The organism is Candidatus Microbacterium colombiense, assembly GCA_029203165.1.
Taxonomy (GTDB): Bacteria; Actinomycetota; Actinomycetes; order Actinomycetales; family Microbacteriaceae; genus Microbacterium; species Microbacterium colombiense.
Window position 1 is genome coordinate 1 of the sequence record CP119308.1, and the last position, 18,579, is coordinate 18,579.

General features: G+C 65.1%; 13 protein-coding genes and 3 rRNA genes. 7 read left to right on the top strand and 9 right to left on the bottom strand.

The annotated features are described in order from the left end of the window. Positions 1–7: 7 nt before the first annotated feature. The 3 genes from rrf to P0Y60_00015 all read right to left on the bottom strand — a co-directional run bounded on the left by rrf (position 8) and on the right by P0Y60_00015 (position 5,275). Positions 8–124: ribosomal RNA gene (gene rrf, locus P0Y60_00005) — 5S ribosomal RNA — on the bottom strand. Positions 125–232: 108 nt separating this feature from the next. After that, positions 233–3,339 (bottom strand): 23S ribosomal RNA (locus P0Y60_00010). Between the two features lie 414 nt (positions 3,340–3,753). Further along, positions 3,754–5,275: ribosomal RNA gene (locus P0Y60_00015) — 16S ribosomal RNA — on the bottom strand. Together the 16S, 23S and 5S rRNA genes form the textbook arrangement of a ribosomal RNA operon. 635 nt (positions 5,276–5,910) lie before the next feature. On the opposite strand from P0Y60_00015, the gene P0Y60_00020 reads away from it, so the two are divergent. Continuing rightward, entirely contained in the window at positions 5,911–6,612 is a 702-nt protein-coding gene (locus P0Y60_00020; protein ID WEK61180.1) for an NRDE family protein, read from the top strand. Between the two features lie 67 nt (positions 6,613–6,679). Next, entirely contained in the window at positions 6,680–7,687 is a 1,008-nt protein-coding gene (locus P0Y60_00025; GenBank protein WEK61181.1) for a LacI family DNA-binding transcriptional regulator, read from the top strand. A 19-nt stretch (positions 7,688–7,706) separates the two neighbouring features. On the opposite strand, the gene P0Y60_00030 is transcribed toward P0Y60_00025, so the two are convergent. Then, positions 7,707–8,672 carry a helix-turn-helix domain-containing protein gene (locus P0Y60_00030; protein ID WEK61182.1) on the bottom strand — a complete coding sequence of 322 codons (966 nt, stop codon included), beginning with the start codon at positions 8,670–8,672 and terminating at the stop codon, positions 7,707–7,709. A gap of 87 nt (positions 8,673–8,759) precedes the next feature. On the opposite strand from P0Y60_00030, the gene P0Y60_00035 reads away from it, so the two are divergent. Both P0Y60_00035 and P0Y60_00040 read left to right on the top strand, forming a co-directional pair. Then, on the top strand, positions 8,760–8,921 hold the full coding sequence (locus P0Y60_00035; protein WEK61183.1) for a hypothetical protein: 162 nt from the start codon (positions 8,760–8,762) through the stop codon (positions 8,919–8,921). Between the two features lie 45 nt (positions 8,922–8,966). After that, positions 8,967–9,482, top strand: a complete 516-nt coding sequence (locus P0Y60_00040; GenBank protein ID WEK61184.1) for a hypothetical protein — start codon at positions 8,967–8,969, stop codon at positions 9,480–9,482. Positions 9,483–9,494: 12 nt separating this feature from the next. Here P0Y60_00040 and P0Y60_00045 read toward each other — a convergent pair whose 3' ends face one another. Further along, a complete protein-coding gene (locus P0Y60_00045) occupies positions 9,495–10,733 on the bottom strand; it encodes a glycosyltransferase (protein ID WEK62830.1) in 1,239 nt (412 codons plus the stop codon). A 2-nt stretch (positions 10,734–10,735) separates the two neighbouring features. Continuing rightward, positions 10,736–11,896, bottom strand: coding sequence for a glycosyltransferase (locus tag P0Y60_00050; GenBank protein ID WEK62831.1), 1,161 nt, complete (start codon positions 11,894–11,896; stop codon positions 10,736–10,738). A 176-nt stretch (positions 11,897–12,072) separates the two neighbouring features. Between P0Y60_00050 and P0Y60_00055 the strand changes: the two genes are divergently transcribed. Then, the gene (locus P0Y60_00055; GenBank protein ID WEK61185.1) at positions 12,073–12,660 is read left to right on the top strand and encodes a hypothetical protein; all 588 of its coding nucleotides are present in this window, start codon (positions 12,073–12,075) and stop codon (positions 12,658–12,660) included. Positions 12,661–12,686: 26 nt separating this feature from the next. On the opposite strand, the gene P0Y60_00060 is transcribed toward P0Y60_00055, so the two are convergent. Beyond that, the gene (locus P0Y60_00060; protein ID WEK61186.1) at positions 12,687–13,097 is read right to left on the bottom strand and encodes an MmcQ/YjbR family DNA-binding protein; all 411 of its coding nucleotides are present in this window, start codon (positions 13,095–13,097) and stop codon (positions 12,687–12,689) included. A 42-nt stretch (positions 13,098–13,139) separates the two neighbouring features. Here P0Y60_00060 and P0Y60_00065 point away from each other — a divergent pair, with 42 nt between their 5' ends. Together P0Y60_00065 and P0Y60_00070 are read left to right on the top strand one after the other, a co-directional pair. Next, positions 13,140–14,486 (top strand): DUF2252 domain-containing protein, encoded by a 1,347-nt coding sequence (locus P0Y60_00065; GenBank protein ID WEK61187.1) that lies wholly within the window; start codon positions 13,140–13,142, stop codon positions 14,484–14,486. 57 nt (positions 14,487–14,543) lie between these two features. After that, complete coding sequence (locus P0Y60_00070; GenBank protein ID WEK61188.1) at positions 14,544–15,845, top strand: glycosyl hydrolase; 1,302 nt, start codon at positions 14,544–14,546, stop codon at positions 15,843–15,845. A 45-nt stretch (positions 15,846–15,890) separates the two neighbouring features. On the opposite strand, the gene P0Y60_00075 is transcribed toward P0Y60_00070, so the two are convergent. Continuing rightward, complete coding sequence (locus P0Y60_00075) at positions 15,891–16,928, bottom strand: LacI family DNA-binding transcriptional regulator (protein WEK61189.1); 1,038 nt, start codon at positions 16,926–16,928, stop codon at positions 15,891–15,893. Positions 16,929–17,066: 138 nt separating this feature from the next. Beyond that, positions 17,067–18,164: a hypothetical protein gene (locus tag P0Y60_00080; GenBank protein WEK61190.1), complete on the bottom strand. Its 1,098-nt coding sequence runs from the start codon at positions 18,162–18,164 to the stop codon at positions 17,067–17,069. Between the last annotated feature and the right edge of the window lie 415 nt (positions 18,165–18,579).

Consider the following 18,579-nt stretch of genomic DNA (forward strand, 5'->3'; position numbering starts at 1 on the left):
AAAAGAAGTCCGGCGGTGTCCTACTCTCCCACAGGGTCCCCCCTGCAGTACCATCGGCGCTGTGAGGCTTAGCTTCCGGGTTCGGAATGTAACCGGGCGTTTCCCTCACGCTATGGCCGCCGAAACACTATTGATGTTTCAATCAAACACATAACAAAGTCATTGTTGTTATGCGGTTCTCGACCGTACATCGAGAACCACTCAGTGGACGCGTAGCACCAACAAACGGTGTGTTATCAAGTCATCGGCTTATTAGTACCAGTCAGCTGCATGCATTACTGCACTTCCACATCTGGCCTATCAACCCAGTAGTCTGGCTGGGAGCCTCTCACCCGAAGGTATGGAAGTCTCATCTTGAGGCCGGCTTCCCGCTTAGATGCTTTCAGCGGTTATCCATCCCGAACGTAGCTAATCAGCGGTGCTCCTGGCGGAACAACTGACACACCAGAGGTTCGTCCAACCCGGTCCTCTCGTACTAGGGTCAGATCCTCTCAAACTTCCTACGCGCGCAGCGGATAGGGACCGAACTGTCTCACGACGTTCTAAACCCAGCTCGCGTACCGCTTTAATGGGCGAACAGCCCAACCCTTGGGACCTACTCCAGCCCCAGGATGCGACGAGCCGACATCGAGGTGCCAAACCATGCCGTCGATATGGACTCTTGGGCAAGATCAGCCTGTTATCCCCGAGGTACCTTTTATCCGTTGAGCGACAGCGCTTCCACAAGCCACTGCCGGATCACTAGTCCCGACTTTCGTCCCTGCTCGACCTGTCAGTCTCACAGTCAAGCTCCCTTGTGCACTTACACTCGACACCTGATTGCCAACCAGGTTGAGGGAACCTTTGGGCGCCTCCGTTACTTTTTGGGAGGCAACCGCCCCAGTTAAACTACCCACCATGCACTGTCCCTGAACCGGATTACGGTTCGAAGTTAGATATCCAGAGTGACCAGAGTGGTATTTCAACAATGACTCCACAAGAACTGGCGTCCCTGCTTCAAAGTCTCCCACCTATCCTACACAAGCCACACCGAACACCAATACAAAGCTATAGTAAAGGTCACGGGGTCTTTCCGTCCTGCTGCGCGTAACGAGCATCTTTACTCGTAATGCAATTTCGCCGAGTTCGCGGTTGAGACAGTTGGGAAGTCGTTACGCCATTCGTGCAGGTCGGAACTTACCCGACAAGGAATTTCGCTACCTTAGGATGGTTATAGTTACCACCGCCGTTTACTGGGGCTTAAATTCTCAGCTTCGCCTTGCGGCTAACCGGTCCTCTTAACCTTCCAGCACCGGGCAGGCGTCAGTCCGTATACATCGTCTTGCGACTTGGCACGGACCTGTGTTTTTAGTAAACAGTCGCTACCCACTAGTCTCTGCGGCCTCCAAACGCTTTTCGGAGCAAGTCCCTATACGCCGAAGGCCCCCCTTCTCCCGAAGTTACGGGGGCATTTTGCCGAGTTCCTTAACCACGATTCTCTCGATCTCCTTGGTATTCTCTACCTGACCACCTGAGTCGGTTTGGGGTACGGGCGGCTAGAACCTCGCGTCGATGCTTTTCTTGGCAGCATAGGATCACCCACTTTTTATCCGCATCGTGTCTCAGCCTGTATGAGTCGACGGATTTGCCTATCGACTCGGCCTACGCACTTGCACCCGGACAACCATCGCCTGGCTTGGGCTACCTTCCTGCGTCACACCTGTTAATACGCTAACCGCACCAGAATGGGGTCGTGCGCTAGGCCCAGAGCGTCACCCCGAAGGGATCAGTCACTGGGATTCAGACACTTAGCACTACTGGATTAGCTTGGGCGGTTCTTCGCCGGTACGGGAATATCAACCCGTTGTCCATCGACTACGCCTGTCGGCCTCGCCTTAGGTCCCGACTTACCCAGGGAAGATTAGCTTGACCCTGGAACCCTTGGTCTTTCGGAGGACGTGTTTCTCACACGTCATTCGCTACTCATGCCTGCATTCTCACTCGTGTAGCCTCCACGGCTGGTTTACACCGCCGCTTCGCTGGCCACACGACGCTCTCCTACCCATCAACACGGCTGGACCACGAAGGCCTACCAAAAATGTCAATGCCACAACTTCGGTGGCGTGCTTGAGCCCCGTTACATTGTCGGCGCGGAATCACTTGACCAGTGAGCTATTACGCACTCTTTCAAGGGTGGCTGCTTCTAAGCCAACCTCCTGGTTGTCACAGCAACTCCACATCCTTTCCCACTTAGCACGCGCTTTGGGACCTTAGTTGGTGGTCTGGGTTGTTTCCCTCTCGACTATGAAGCTTATCCCCCACAGTCTCACTGCTGCGCTCTCACTTACCGGCATTCGGAGTTTGGCTGACGTCAGTAACCTTGTAGGGCCCATCGGCCATCCAGTAGCTCTACCTCCGGCAAGAAACACGCAACGCTGCACCTAAATGCATTTCGGAGAGAACCAGCTATCACGAAGTTTGATTGGCCTTTCACCCCTATCCACAGCTCATCCCCTCAGTTTTCAACCTAAGTGGGTTCGGTCCTCCACGACGTCTTACCGTCGCTTCAACCTGGCCATGGATAGATCACTTCGCTTCGGGTCTAGGACATGCGACTGAATCGCCCTATTCAGACTCGCTTTCGCTACGGCTACCCCACACGGGTTAACCTCGCCACATATCGCTAACTCGCAGGCTCATTCTTCAAAAGGCACGCTGTCACCCCTACTAAGGAGGCTCCAACGGTTTGTAAGCAAACGGTTTCAGGTACTATTTCACTCCCCTCCCGGGGTACTTTTCACCTTTCCCTCACGGTACTTGTCCGCTATCGGTCATCTGGGAGTATTTAGGCTTATCAGGTGGTCCTGACAGATTCACACGGGATTTCACGGGCCCCGTGCTACTTGGGATACTCTTCGCGCCAAGAGAGGCATTTCGACTACGGGGTTGGCACCCTCTATGACCGGCCTTTCAAGACCGTTCGTCTATACCTTCTTGTAACGCCGCCACCTCGGCAGAGATGACTGAAAAGTCCCACAACCCCCAACGTGCAACGCCTGCCGGCTATCACACACGCTAGGTTTAGCCTGTTCCGGTTTCGCTCGCCACTACTAACGGAATCGCGGTTGCTTTCTCTTCCTGTGGGTACTGAGATGTTTCACTTCCCCACGTTCCCTCTACCCGCCCTATATATTCAGGCGGGAGTCACTAGGTCGGCACGCCGCCCAGCGGGGTTTCCCCATTCGGACACCCTCGGATCAAAACTTGCTTATCAGTTCCCCGAGGCTTATCGCAGATTGCTACGTCCTTCTTCGGCTCCAGATGCCAAGGCATCCACCGTTTGCTCTTAAAGACTTGAAATCACATGAGTTTGAATCAGAATCGAACCAGACCCCGAAAGGTCCGGCTGAAATTGACTAATGATCTTTAAGATCATCTTGTGCAACAACCCGAAGGCTGTTGCAAGATGCTCGCGTCCACTGTGTAGTTCTCAAAGTACGGGCGGTACCCCCATCCACAACCCCAAAGGGAAACAGAAAGAGGCCCAGAGTAACCAAATGCTTCCAACCCGAAGGTCAAAGCGCATCCGGTCCCTCAGGACCCAACAGCGTGCAGACACCGATCCCCTCACCCAGAACCTTCCAACCGCAAGCGGCGTACTAATTCCGAGATCAGATCTCGATGCCATGTCAAATGTTCCACCCATGAGCTCCCAGCGAGAAACGAACGTTCCCGAACTGGGTTCTGGACTCCGAAGAGTCAGATGCTCCTTAGAAAGGAGGTGATCCAGCCGCACCTTCCGGTACGGCTACCTTGTTACGACTTAGTCCTAATTACCAATCCCACCTTCGACGGCTCCCTCCACAAGGGTTAGGCCACCGGCTTCAGGTGTTACCGACTTTCATGACTTGACGGGCGGTGTGTACAAGACCCGGGAACGTATTCACCGCAGCGTTGCTGATCTGCGATTACTAGCGACTCCGACTTCATGAGGTCGAGTTGCAGACCTCAATCCGAACTGGGACCGGCTTTTTGGGATTCGCTCCACCTCGCGGTATTGCAGCCCTTTGTACCGGCCATTGTAGCATGCGTGAAGCCCAAGACATAAGGGGCATGATGATTTGACGTCATCCCCACCTTCCTCCGAGTTGACCCCGGCAGTATCCCATGAGTTCCCACCATTACGTGCTGGCAACATAGAACGAGGGTTGCGCTCGTTGCGGGACTTAACCCAACATCTCACGACACGAGCTGACGACAACCATGCACCACCTGTTTACGAGTGTCCAAAGAGTTGACCATTTCTGGCCCGTTCTCGTATATGTCAAGCCTTGGTAAGGTTCTTCGCGTTGCATCGAATTAATCCGCATGCTCCGCCGCTTGTGCGGGTCCCCGTCAATTCCTTTGAGTTTTAGCCTTGCGGCCGTACTCCCCAGGCGGGGAACTTAATGCGTTAGCTGCGTCACGGAATCCGTGGAATGGACCCCACAACTAGTTCCCAACGTTTACGGGGTGGACTACCAGGGTATCTAAGCCTGTTTGCTCCCCACCCTTTCGCTCCTCAGCGTCAGTAACGGCCCAGAGATCTGCCTTCGCCATCGGTGTTCCTCCTGATATCTGCGCATTCCACCGCTACACCAGGAATTCCAATCTCCCCTACCGCACTCTAGTCTGCCCGTACCCACTGCAGGCCGGAGGTTGAGCCTCCGGATTTCACAGCAGACGCGACAAACCGCCTACGAGCTCTTTACGCCCAATAATTCCGGATAACGCTTGCACCCTACGTATTACCGCGGCTGCTGGCACGTAGTTAGCCGGTGCTTTTTCTGCAGGTACCGTCACTTTCGCTTCTTCCCTGCTAAAAGAGGTTTACAACCCGAAGGCCGTCATCCCTCACGCGGCGTTGCTGCATCAGGCTTGCGCCCATTGTGCAATATTCCCCACTGCTGCCTCCCGTAGGAGTCTGGGCCGTGTCTCAGTCCCAGTGTGGCCGGTCACCCTCTCAGGCCGGCTACCCGTCGACGCCTTGGTGAGCCATTACCTCACCAACAAGCTGATAGGCCGCGAGCCCATCCCCAACCGAAATTCTTTCCAGATGCAGACCATGCGGTCACATCACATATCCAGTATTAGACGCCGTTTCCAGCGCTTATCCCAGAGTCAGGGGCAGGTTGCTCACGTGTTACTCACCCGTTCGCCACTGATCCACCCAGCAAGCTGAGCTTCACCGTTCGACTTGCATGTGTTAAGCACGCCGCCAGCGTTCATCCTGAGCCAGGATCAAACTCTCCGTAAAAAAGAAATGCATACCCCACCGGGAAAACGGTGACGCAGCGAGTTTGATGCTGACCAAAGAGACAAATTCATTGCTGACTTCATCCATTGCCAACCCCCCGAAAGGAGCTGGTCTTTGATCCAAAGGAATTCTCACCCAGCCGAAGCTAGACGAGGATAATTTGGCATTTGACAAGTGCACGCTGTTGAGTTCTCAAGGATCGGATGCTCCCACGACCCAGTCATCACAACCAGGCCCGCAGGGCAACTTCTCTATCTTATCCGTGCCATTCAGGCTGTCAAATCGACACGCCGTGAGGCTCAGAACCAGATCTGCAGCTCGGGGCTCAAGGCCTCCGAGGCAACTTCACTAGCTTATCCGTTCCGGCCTCGCTGTCAAATTGACCGCGGCCCCGGTGTGGATGCTCCACGTCAGACAGAAGTATGTCTGCGACTCGCTCCGAGGAGCTGATCGAGTGGAGGTGGTTCTCCGCTTGAGGGGGGTGAAGCTCTCGGCCTCTCCGCTTCCCTGTGGGGCGAACAAGTAAGAATTTACGTGGATCCCGGGCTTCGGGCAAATCGTGGCGAACAGCCGGGCGTGTCGCACCGTGCGCCCCGGCAGGGCCCGCACCGCTACCCGCTTCTACACTGGACACCGTGTGCACAGTCGTGATCGATGTCGAAGATGCCGGATCCGCACGATTGCTCGCCGTGCGCGACGAAGATCCCGATCGCGCGTGGGACGGGCTGGGTCCCTGGTGGCCTGCGCAGTACCCCGGCGTCGAAGGCATCCGTGATCGTCGCGCCGGCGGAGCCTGGCTCGCGGTGAACCGACAGGAGCGACGCCTTGCCGTACTCCTCAACCGTGCCGACGTGACCGACCTCGACGAGACGCGCGCACTCTCACGCGGTTCGCTCGCTCTCGAGTCGGTCAGCGGGCGATCACCACAGGGCGCGTTGCCGATGCACGGGTTCAACCTGCTCGAGGTCGGACCGGACGGCGCACGGGTCATCTCGTGGGACGGCGTGACGCTCAGCCGAGCGCCCATCCCTCACGGCACCCACATGATCGCGCACGACGACCTCGACGATCCGATCACCCCGCGCATCCAGGCCTGGCTGCCCCGTTTCCGTGCGCTCGGCCCGACCGGAGAGCACGACGACTGGGCGACGGAGTGGATCTCCCTCCTTGCCGAGTCCGCTCTGCTCTCACCCGAAGACGACCGCGCGATCATCCGTGACAACCGTCCGCACGGCTATCCCACGCAGTCTCTGCTGTACGCCACGGCATCCATCACACCCGACGGCCTCGACGTGCGCGACCACGCACTGCCGTCGCCCGCGCACTGGAACTCATGACGACTGCGTAGTCATCCTCCGGCCGCGCGCGTCTACGATGGAGATTCCGGCCGGAGGAGGACGCCGCATGCCCCCGAGATCACGCGGAGTGACGAGCATCGACGTCGCCAAGGCCGCCGGTGTGTCGCAGACCACCGTGTCACGCATCGTCAACGGCCATGAAGGTGTGTCGGACCGGGTGCGCGCCAAGGTCGAGAACGCGATCCAGCAACTCGGATACCGTCCGAACCTGAGTGCGCGGAGTCTCGTGACCAGCCGCACGCAGACGATCGGCGTCGTGCTGGGCGATCCCCGCAACAGCTACTACGCCGAACTCCTGCACACGATCAGTGACGAGCTCAACCGCGCCGGATACCGGGCTCTCATCCTGAGCGGTCGCGCCGACACCACGGAAGACCTCGCCCGCACGCTGTGGGAGACGAACGTCGACGCCGTGATCCTCACCACGACACTGCTGCCCGCCGATGACGAAGGCCGGATCGTGTCGCTCGGGGTGCCGTCGGTGACGATGGGCCCGGGCGCAGCGCCGGAGACGGCGACGATCTCGCCCGACAACCTCGAAGGCGGACGCATCGCCGGGCGTCATCTGCTCTCTCTCGGGCATCGACGCATCGGCGTGATCGCGGGGCCGCTCGGCGCAGCATCCGTCCGCGACCGTCACGACGGCTTCCTGCGCGAGTTGGCCGAGGCGGATGTCGCCTTCGACGATGCGCTGCTCGAGGTGGCAGACCTCGACTACACGCGGGCGTTCGACGCGGCGACCCGTCTGCTGCAGCTGCCGGAGCCGCCGACCGCGCTGTTCTGCCACAACGACCTCGTCGCGTTCGGAGCGCTCAACGCCGCGAAGGCTCTCGGTGTCGCGGTGCCGGATGACGTGTCGATCCTCGGATTCGACGACGTGGCGATGTCGTCGTGGCAGGCCTTCGACCTCACGACCGTGCGGCAGCCGATCCTCGAGATGGCGCGCGGCGCGGTCGAGATCGTGCTCGACCTGCTCGCCGAGCCGGAGCAGGAGCGCGTGCACCTGGTGCTGCCGTGCACCCTGGTGGAGCGCTCGACCACCCGCGCCCGCTGAGCCGCGGGTCGGCGCGCCCTCAGGCGGCCGTCTCCTCCGCGCAGGAGAACCGGGCACGGTACGCCGTGGGCGTGAGGCCGAGCACCCGCGCGAAGTTCTGCCGCAGCACCGCCGCGGAGCCGAAGCCGCATTCGTCGGCGATCTGTTCCAGCGGCAGCTCGGTGCGCTCCAGCATCCGCTGCGCGTGGATGATGCGCTGACGGGCGAGCCAGGCGGCCGGCGTCGCACCGTACTCCGCCTTGAACCGGCGGGCGAAGGTGCGCGGCGACATCAGGGCGCGGGCCGCGAGTTGCTCCACGCCGAGATCGTCGCGCAGGTGCACGACCGCCCAATCGGCCACCGCCGCGAGCGAGTCGCTCGGCACGACCGGGATCGGTCGATCGATGAACTGCGCCTGGCCGCCGTCGCGCTGGGGAGGTACGACCATACGCCGCGCGATGCGGTTCGTCATCTCGGCGCCGAGCTCCTGGCGCAGCAGGTGCAGGCAGGCATCGATGCCGGCGGCGGTGCCGGCACTCGTGATGATCTTGCCGTCCTGCACGAACAGCACGTCGGGGTCGATATCGATATCGGGGTACATCTCGGCCATCACATCGGAGTACATCCAGTGCGTCGTCGCCCGTCGCCCGTCGAGCACGCCCGCCGCCCCGAGGATGAACGATCCGCTGCACACGCTCATGACCCAGGCGCCGCGGTCCACCGCATCGCGCGCGACATCGAGCAGCAGCGGGTCGATCCGGTCCCAGTGCGAACGCGGGACAGGGCAGAACACGACCAGATCGGCCTCGTACGCGAAGGAGAGGTCGTGCTCGACGTTGACCGAGAAGCCGATCTTCGATGCCACGACACCCGGATGCGGCGTCACGATGCGGAAGTCGAAGTTCGGCACACCGTCGTCGGATCGGTCGAGACCGAACGCCTCGCAGGCGACTCCGAATTCGAACGGGGCGAACCCGTCCTGGATGATGCAGGCGACCGTCTTCATGCGCACTCCTGGGTTTGGCAGTTTTCATACGTTAGCAGTCTCATCTGCCACTCGTGGCAGATCTGAGCCAATCGTAGTGTTTCTGCCATGATCATTCTCATCGCACTCGCCGTCCTGGCCATCTGGGCCGTTGTCGCGACCGTGGTCGAGCTCCGCCGCGACGGCTACCGCCCCACTCCCACCGACTGGAGCCGGGTCGCCGAACACGACCTGTCGCAGCGCCCCGAAGCCACACACGTCTACCGCTGAGTCGACGGTTCCCCTCCCCCAGCGCCCGCGGTTACGCTCGACCTCATGAGCGAGCCGCAGCAGCCACCCGTTCCGAGCTCCGCCTCCGGAGCTTCGGCCGCACCGCCCGCCGCAACGGCGCTCCCCGCGAACCCGCAGTATCCGGCGAGCGCACAGTACCCCGTGAGTCCCCAGCATCCGGCGATCGCCCCGTACCCGGCGAGCACCCCGCCGTCCGCATCCTCGCCATCGTCGCCGCTCGATCTCCGTCCGGCACCCGCGGGCAACGCTCTCGGACGCCTGGCGCTCACCATCGCGCTGCTCGCGGTCGGGATGCGTCTGCTCACCACGCTTTTGTACCCGCTCGTCTATCCCGGCTCCGACCGGATGATCGCCGTCTTCACGTTCGGCTCCACGGCGATCGCCCTTGCCGGATACATCGCGGCGCTCGCGCTCGGCGTGATCGCCGCCCGCCGCCCCGGATCCCGCCTGTGGGCAGGCATCGCGATCGGCCTCTCCGCTGCGTACCTGCTGTCGCTCGCGATCGAGTGGGCGTCGTCCGCTCTCTACCGGTTCCTCTGAGCGAGAGTCCCTTTAGAGCGAGAGCTCGGCGCGAACGCGCTCGTAGACCGCGACCATCGCGGCGGTGCGCGACGACTGGCGGAAGCCCTCGACCACAGCGGGCACCGGTGTCGGCGCGGTGCCGGCGGCGATGTCGGATGCTGCGGCACGCAGCGCGGCGGCGAGCGCAGAGGTGCGCTCGGCCTCCTGCTCCCGCGAACCCGGCGATGCCGACGACTCCTCGACCGCCCAGAGTCCGCCCCCGAGCTCGGCGGCGATATCGGGGTCGCAGATCACGGACGGGGTGCCCAGCGTCGCGGCCTCGAACGGCGTCATCCCCTGCGTCTCGAAGCCGATCGACGTCTGCACCAGCGCATCGGCGGCGGCGATGCGGGCGAGCGTCTGCGGGTAGGTGAGGCGACCGGCGAAGTGCACGCGAGGATTCCCCGCGACGATCTTCTCGGCCGCGGCCCGCTGTGCTCCGCCGCCGATGATCTCGAGATCAGCATCCACCCCTGACGCGACGAACGCCTGCAGGAACGGGAGGAGCCGCTTCTCGGGACTCATGCGACCGAGCCACACGAAGCGCGGGCGACCGGGCTCACGCTCGGTCGGTGCGGCGGCGAGCGTGGCGTCGCGCACCTCATCGTCGATGCCGTTCCAGATGACGTCGACCGGCTCGAACACCCCGTGCCCCTCGAGCCTGCGGGCGAAATGTGTGGACGGCGCCGTGACGGCGGATGCTCCGGCGGCGAGGCCGCGCAGGAACGCCCAGCCGTCGGCGCCGGCGACCGGCGCTCCGATGCCGCGCATCGCGACGCGACGCCAGGCGTTCAGCACCGCGAGCACCGGGCGGTGCAGCGGGGTCACCGCGGCGATGCCGACGTCGACACGGTTGTGCATGGTGTGCACGACGGGGATGCCGTGGCGCTGCGCGTACCGGTGGCCGATGAACGCGCCCCAGAAGTCCGCCTGCACGTGGACGATGTCGACCGGCGGGCGGTGCGTCATGGCACGGTCGAGGTAGCGGTCGGTCGCACGGCCCGGCCAGCTCATCGAGTACTCGCGGTCGGTCGTGATCGGCACCGACGGAAGATCGACGTTTCCGGGCCGGTTCACCGTCGCCGCAGCGGCATGCGGCCCGTGCATCCTCGGCGCCACGACGGTCACCGTGTGGCCGGCGCGCTCCAGGTACTCGCGCTGCAGCCGCATCGACACCTGGGCGCCCCCGAGGGAGTCGAGGTGCTGATCGCCGAAGAAGACGATGTGCATCGTCACGCGGGCAGAGGCTCGTCGCGGTACAGCGCCTCGAAGGTGTCGAGGGTGCGGTTGATGTCGTGGATCGCCACACCGTCGAGGGAGGCCTGCTGCATCCGCTCGAACTCCGCGGGCTCGGCCGTCAGCACGTCGGTCAGACGGGCCGCGAGAACATCCGCATCACCGGGAGGGAACAGGTAGCCGTTCTCCCCGTCGTGCACGAGGTGCGGCAGGGCGACGGCGTCGGCCGCGACGATCGGGAGCGCGGAGGCCATGGCCTCCATGGTCGCGATCGACTGCAGCTCGGCGATCGAGGCGATCACGAACAGGCTCGCGCGCGACAGCAGGGCGCGCAGCTCCTCATCGGTCGTGCGGCCGTGGAAGGTCACGCGGTCGGCGAGGCCGAGCTTCGCCGTGAGCGACTCGAGCTGCTTGCGCTGGTCGCCGCCGCCCACGATGTCGAACGTCGTGCCGAGCGCGGGGTCGAGCTTCGTCATCGCCTGCAGGATGACCTCGACCTGCTTCTCGGCGGTGAGGCGACCGACGAAGATGATGCGATTCTTCTCGCGCGGGCCCCTCACAGGCGTGTACTGCGACGCGTCGATGCCGCAGCTGACCGGCACGACGCCGGAGACGTCGATCGAGCCCTCGAGGAAGTCGGCGGCGCGGCGCGTCGGGGTCGTGATCGCCCGGGTCAGGTCGAACGTGCGCTTGGCGTCACCCCAGGCCCACTTCAGGATCCGGTCGTCGATGAACTTCGGGAACGTGCTGTGGTCGAGGATGTTCTCGGCCATGACGTGGTTCGTCGCGATCACCGGGATGCCGCGCTCGTGGGCGATGTACGCCAGACCGCGGCCGATCACGATGTGCGACTGGATGTGCACGATGTCGGGCTGCACCTGATCGAGGATCTTGCGCGCGTAGTGCTTGCTGCGCCACGGCCACACGAAACGCAGCCAGTCGTGCGGCGCCCAGCGCACCGACGGCAGACGGTGCAGCGTCATCGGCTCGCCCTCGATGACCTCGGTGCGCGGCTGCGCCCGGCGGTAGGCCTGGTTCGGCGCGACGACGTGCACGTCGTGGCCGCGCTGCACGAGGCCGGCGGCGAGGCGCTCGGCGAAGCGGGCGGCTCCGTTGATGTCGGGGGCGAAGGTGTCGCATCCGATCAGGATGCGCAGGGGGCGCTTCCCGTTGTCGGGAGCACTCGGATCTGGAGGAGGTGGAAGACATGCTGCCTTACGGTACGGCGGCCAAGGAGGGCCCTGGTCGGGGCGCTGGCCACTCTACCCGAGGGGTCTGCGCAGGCGGCTCAGGCATACCGGCATCCTCCAGCCTGACCCCCTAGCGTGGAATCATGCGACTGACAGCTGACACCGACCCCGCGCTGTGGATCCCCGTGACGGATTCCCTCGGGTGGCGGGGCCGCCGCCATCGCAAGGCGGCGATCAGGATGCTGCTCGGGCAGGCGAACACGGCGCTGGGCGCCACCGAGCGTCCGGGCTCGCGCTTCGGTGCGTGGGCGATGAGTCAGGCCGCTCCCTTCATGATGCGTCAGGCCGACGGGCGCGTGCTGGTGTGGACGTGGAAGGCGGAGCCCGAGCTGATCGTGGCCATGGCGACCGCTCAGGAACTCACCCCCGAGGTGCGCATCGCGCGGGCGTCGATGCCGATGGAGTACGACGACACGGTGTCGTTCCCCACGCGTCTCGGCGTCGGCGAGAAGCTGGTCGTGCCACTCCCGGAGTCGCCGACCGCGCCCCCGTTCGCGACCTACACCTGGGATACCGGCACGCATCTGGTGACCCTGACCGCGGTGTGCAGCGACCGCGAGCGGTTCGGCACCGTGATCGGGGCGCTCGACGAGCTCGCGCGCAGCATCCGCATCGCCGATGAACTCACCGGCGGGGAATCCCCCGACGTGCTGCGCCTCCCACCCGCCTGAGCGCCGGCGACCCCACCGCGGTGCCCTCAGCCGAGTCCGTGCTCCGCGAGCCATTCCCCCGCGACCTTCGCCGGCGCACGGACGAGCCAGGCATCGGCGACGATCTCCTGCAGTTGCGCGTCATCCACGGCATCCACCCGCACGAGGATGCCGGGGAAGCCGTCGAAATGCGGGATCGAGAAGTACACCTCGGGCGCGGCGGCGAGCAGCGCTTCCTTCTCCTCCACGCTGCCGACCCGCACCGCCAGCACAGGACCATCGGGCCATGACCGCCCGAGCTCGGAGAGCTGGCGCAGATCCGTCGCGCGGGGTCCCCGCATCCAGGCGAACTGCCCGCTCATCACCCGCCACGCGGGCTCACCCGTGTGCCCTCCCACACGCTCCTGTGCACCGGGCAGCGCGAGGGCGATCCTGCGCACGTCATCGATCGTCGCCATCCGCCCATCGTCCTCCCGCCGGGCACCTGCCACAATGACCCCATGACCCCGGATTGGACGCCGCCCGCGTCTCACAGCGACCTCCTCGATCGCGGCATCGCCGCCCGCAAGCGCACGCCGCGTCGCGCCCTCGCCGAGCTGCCGGGCAGCACCCGCGATCCGCTCGGGATCCTCGCCGCACAGAACCGCGACCGCATCCCCGAGCTCGTGCCGCTGCGGGCCGAACGCATGTCGGCGAGCCCCTTCGCCTTCTATCGGGGAACCGCAGCGCTCATGGCCGCGGACCTCGCGGATGCTCCGCACAGCGGCATCCTCGTCGCCTCCTGCGGCGACGCGCACGTCTCGAACTTCGGGTTCTACGCCTCCGCCCAGCGCAGCCTGATGTTCGACCTCAACGACTTCGACGAGGCCGCCTGGGCGCCGTGGGAATGGGACGTCAAGCGGCTCGTGGCGAGCATCGTCGTGGGCGGGCAGGCTTCGGGCCGACCGGATGCCGTGATCGACGCCGCCGTGCTCGCCGCCGTCGCCGCGTACGCGCGCGGCATCGCGCGGGCGACCGAGCTCAGCCCCACCGCCCGCTACTTCACGCATTTCGACGTGGAATCGGCGAAGGGTCTGCTCGACAAGGCGTCGCAGAAGGCCATCCGCGGGGCGGTCAAGCAGGCTTCCCGGCGAACCGGCGAGCGCGCGGTGCGCAAGTTGACCGAGGTGGATGCCACCGGCCGACGACGCTTCCTCCATCAGGAACCGACCACCACCGCTGTCGGTCCCGAGGTGCTGGATCTCGTGCACGACCTGGTCGCGCAGTACCGGCACAACGCGAGCCCCGACATCGCCCTGCTCTTCGAGCATTTCTCGGTGAGCGACGTGGCCCGGCGCGTGGTCGGCGTGGGCAGCGTGGGCACCCGCTGCTATCTGGTGTTGTTCCAGGACGGCGAGGGGAGCACCGTGCTCATGCAGCCGAAGCAGGCCTCGCGCAGCGTGCTCGTCGAATACGGCAAGGTCGAGCAGCCGCCTGCGCTGCAGTCCGTGATCGAGGCGTCGGGCGAGGGTGCCCGCGTGGTCGCGATGCAGCGCATCCTCCAGGCACTGTCGGATCCGTTCCTCGGGCACCTGCGCGGCCCGAACGCCGACTTCTATGTGCGGCAGTTCCATGACATGAAGGGCAGCATCGAGGTCGAGGAACTCGAGGACGGCCCGTTCATCACTTACGCGCAGGCCTGCGCCGCGACGATCTCCCGGGCCCACAGCCAGTGCGTGACCGCATCGGATGTCGCGGGCTACATCGGCAGTGGGCGCGTGGTGGGGCAGGCGCTGCTCGCGTGGGCACGTGCCTACGCCGAGATCTCGCTGGGCGACTTCGAGGCGTTCCGCGCGGCACAGAACTGATCGGGGCCGAGGCGACTAAACCGGTATAGTTGGCGCCAGTCACCGGAAGGGATCCCCATGACCAGCACCGCTGCACCGTTGCGATTCGGCGCCAACTACACCCCGCGTTCCCAGTGGATGCACGCCTGGATGTCGCTCGACCTCGACGAGGTGCGCCGTGACTTCGCCGCCCTCGCCGACCTCGGCCTCGACCACCTGCGACTCTTCCCGCTGTGGACGGTGCTGCAGCCGAACCGCACGCTGATCCGCGACGAGGCGGTCGACGACGTGCGCGCCGTGGTCGACGTGGCCGCCGAGTTCGGGCTCGATGCGAGCGTCGACGTGATCCAAGGGCATCTGTCGAGCTTCGACTTCATCCCCTCGTGGCTGTTCACCTGGCACGACAAGAACATGTTCACGCACCCGGATGCGCTCAGCGGGCAGGCCGAGCTGGTCACGCGCCTGGGGCAGCGCCTCGGCGACGCGTCGAACTTCCTCGGCTTCACGCTCGGCAATGAGACGAACCAGTTCTCGGCCCAGACACACCCCTCCCCGTGGCCGGTCACCGAGGCGGAGGCGTCCAACTGGATCACGACGCTGCTCGACGCCGCGCACGCCGCCGCCCCCGCGCAGCAGCACGTGCACGCCGAGTACGACGCCGCCTGGTACATGGACGGGCACGGCTTCACTCCCGCCCTCGCCTCCCGTCTGGGCGACATCACCACCGTGCACTCGTGGATCTTCAACGGCACCGCGCAGCGCTACGGCGGGCGCTCGGCGGCATCCGACCGGCACGCCGAGTACATGATCGAGCTCGCCCGCGCGTTCGCGATCGACCCGAACCACCCGATCTGGTTGCAGGAGGTCGGCGCTCCCTCGAACTGTCTGACGCCGGAGCAGACGCCCGAGTTCCTCGAGGCCACACTGCGCTCTGTCGCGCGCACCGAGAACCTGTGGGGCGTCACCTGGTGGTGCTCGCACGACGTCAGCCGCAGCCTCGCCGACTTCCCCGAGTTGGAGTACACGCTCGGCCTCGTGGACCAGACCGGTGAGGCGAAGCCGATCGGCCGCCGCTTCGCCGAACTCATCCCCGAGTTGCGGGAGCGGCAGCCTGCACCTGCCCGGTCGCTCGGCATCGTGGTCGAGGTCGATGAGGCCGAGACCCCGATCAGCCGCGGCGCGATGAGCCCGGGCGGCGCCATCTTCCAGGCATGGGTCGACGCGTGCGAGGCGGGGGCGGATGCCGCATTCGTGACGTCGAAGGATGCGGCGAACCCTGACGCGCTCGCCGCCCGCGGCATCAGCGAGCTCGTGCGCCCGGTCGTCGAGCCCTGGGACTACGCCTCGCAGAACACGATCGTCGAGCACCGCGCGGTCTAGCCCGCTCCGGTCGGTGCTCCACCCCGCTCCGGTCGGGCTCGGCGGTCAAGCGCTCGGAGCGCTCGAGGGCGCTGCCGTACTGTCGCGCACCGTGAGCGTGGGAACGGCGGCGGCGCGGTCGGGCAGCACCTCAGGCGATTCGATCTGCGCGAGTAGGAACTGCGCAGCATCCCCTCCCAGCCCGAACGTGTCGCGGGTGGCGCACGTGATCGACGGATGCACGAGCGCCGCGACCACCGAGTCGTCGAACGACGCCAGCGAGAGCTCTCCCGGCACGACCACGCCTCGCTCCTGCGCAGCACGCAACCCGGCGATCGCCATCACGTCGTTGTCGAAGACGACCGCGGTCGGCGGTTCCGCGCTGTCGAGCAGCCGGTGCAGGGCTGCGGATGCTGCAGCCGGTGACGAGTCGGTCGGGATGACCTCACCGACGACCCCGCGATCCGCGAGTGCGGCGAGCTCGTCGGCACGCAGGCGGGTGTGCTGGAACTCCCCCGGCCCCGCCACATACGCGATGGACCGGTGGCCGAACCCCGCGAGATGGGCGAACACGGCGCGGGCGACCTGACGATCGTCGATCCAGAGGGTGGCCGGGTCGGTCTCGCGCGAGGCGACGCTGCCGATCACGACCGCGGGGAGCCCGAGTTCGCGCAGCGCCCGCAACCGCGGATCGTCGTCGCGGGGGTCGATCACGATGACGCCGTCGACCTGATGTGCGTTGCGCCACCGACGGTAGGTCGTGATCTCCTCGTCGACCGACGTCACGAGCACGGTCTGCAGGGCGATCCCGAGCGGGGAGAGCGCCGACTGCACCCCGGCGATCAGATCGGTGAAGAACGCCTCGGCGCCGAGGGTGCGGGCGGGGCGGTTCACGGCGAAGCCGATGACCCCGGCACGGGCTCCCGTGAGCGCGCGGGCCGTGGAACTCGGCATCCATTCATGCTCCGCGGCGATCGCGAGGATGCGCTGCCGCGTCTGCTCGCTCACGCCGGGCCGACCGTTCAACGCGAACGACACCGCTCCGGGAGAGACACCCGCGAGGCGCGCGATATCGGTGATCGTGACGCGCTTCACCGGGGGCATCCCCTCACTGTAGCGAGCGGCTGATGCCCCACCCCGCCGGGCGGTAGGCGATCACCCGGAGGTAGGCCGATCTGCACAGGATCGACCTACCTCCGGGTATTCGCCTACCCCCGAGCACAGCGGCGGGCGGCGGCGGGCTCAGACCGCGACGTCTCCCACCAGGTTGACCTTGATGCCCATGCCGGCGAACATCGCGGCCTTGGCGATCAGGGCCTTGTCGGCGGTCTCGGCGTCGGGCGCGTAGACCGTCTGGGCGTGGTTGGCCTTGTGGCGGGCCATGAACTGGTCGCGCGAGATGCCGTGCAGCACCACGTGGGCGATCGGCCACTCCGGGTTCGTCGCGTCCTTGCGGCGCTGGGTCTCCTCGGCCGGCAGCTCGACGACGGATGCCCGGAAGATGTCGGCCTGCAGGATGCCGTCGGCGATGAACACACGCGACAGCACGAGCTCGCCGGGCTTGGAGACGCCGTTGATCGTGGCGCCGCCCGCCGGGAAGAACACGTGCCCCTGGCGCCATCCCTCGGCGTTCTGCCATCCGCCCAGGTGTGAGGCCGGCACCGAGCCCGAGATCTCGTAGACCCACACGAACTGGCCGTCGTAGTCCTCGCCCCAGCGCACGTCGTGCAGGGTGTTGTCGGGCACCAGGCCCATGGCGCGCCACACGCGGTCGGTCACGAGCGCGTCGACCGCGACGCCCTCGTCGGCCTCGTTGAAGTGCGGGAACGCGCGACCCTCGTGCAGCACGCGCGAGCCGTCGCGCGAGGTGACGGGCGGACGCTCGGTGGAGTTCAGGATGCCCTCGGCCAGGTCGGATGCCGGCACCAGGTCCTTCAGACCCTGCTGGTACTGGATGCCGACCGCGTCGAGCCCGAAGTCGTCGGCGATGCGGAGGGCGGCGATGTACATCTTCAGCTGCCACTGCACCTGCTCGCGCGTGAGCTCGGTCGCGGCATCCTCGCCGTAGATGAAGGTCATGCCGGCGTCGATCAGCCAGTCGTAGGCGGCATCCGCCTCGTCTTCGGTGACGTTCAGCATCTCGGCGTACAGCGCCGACTGCGACAGGCGCTCCTTGTAGATGCCGGTCTTGTTCAGCAGCTCGTCGTCGAAGATCGCGTTGTACATGCCCATGCAGCCCTCGTCGAAGACGCCGATGATGGCCTTCTCGGCGAGCAGCTCGGCGGCGAGCGCCTCGCCCAGCGGCCTTCTCGGGGCTGTCGGGAAGCGTGGGCAGCGCACGCACGTGCGAGGCGTCGTGGGTGATGGCGCCGGTCTCGGTCCACTCCTTGATGCCGTTCGTGAACCACTCGTCGGTGAAGTCGACCGACCAGATCGAGGCGTACGGCTTGTCCATCTTGGTCAGGCCGGCGTTCAGGCCGAGCAGTCCGACCAGTCCGGGCCAGTCGCCCGCGAAGTTCGCGACCGTGAGGATCGGGCCCTCGTGCGTGCGGAGCCCGGCGAGCACGTGGTGCGAGTACTGCCACACGGCCTCGGCGACGATGAGCGGCGCATCGACGGGGATGTTCTTGAACACCTCGAGGCCCATGCGCTGGCTCGAGATGAAGCCGTGCCCGGTCTCCGGGTCGACGTCGTTGGCGCGGATGACGCTCCAACCGAGGTCGTTGAAGACACCGGTGACGCCGGCTTCGAGCTC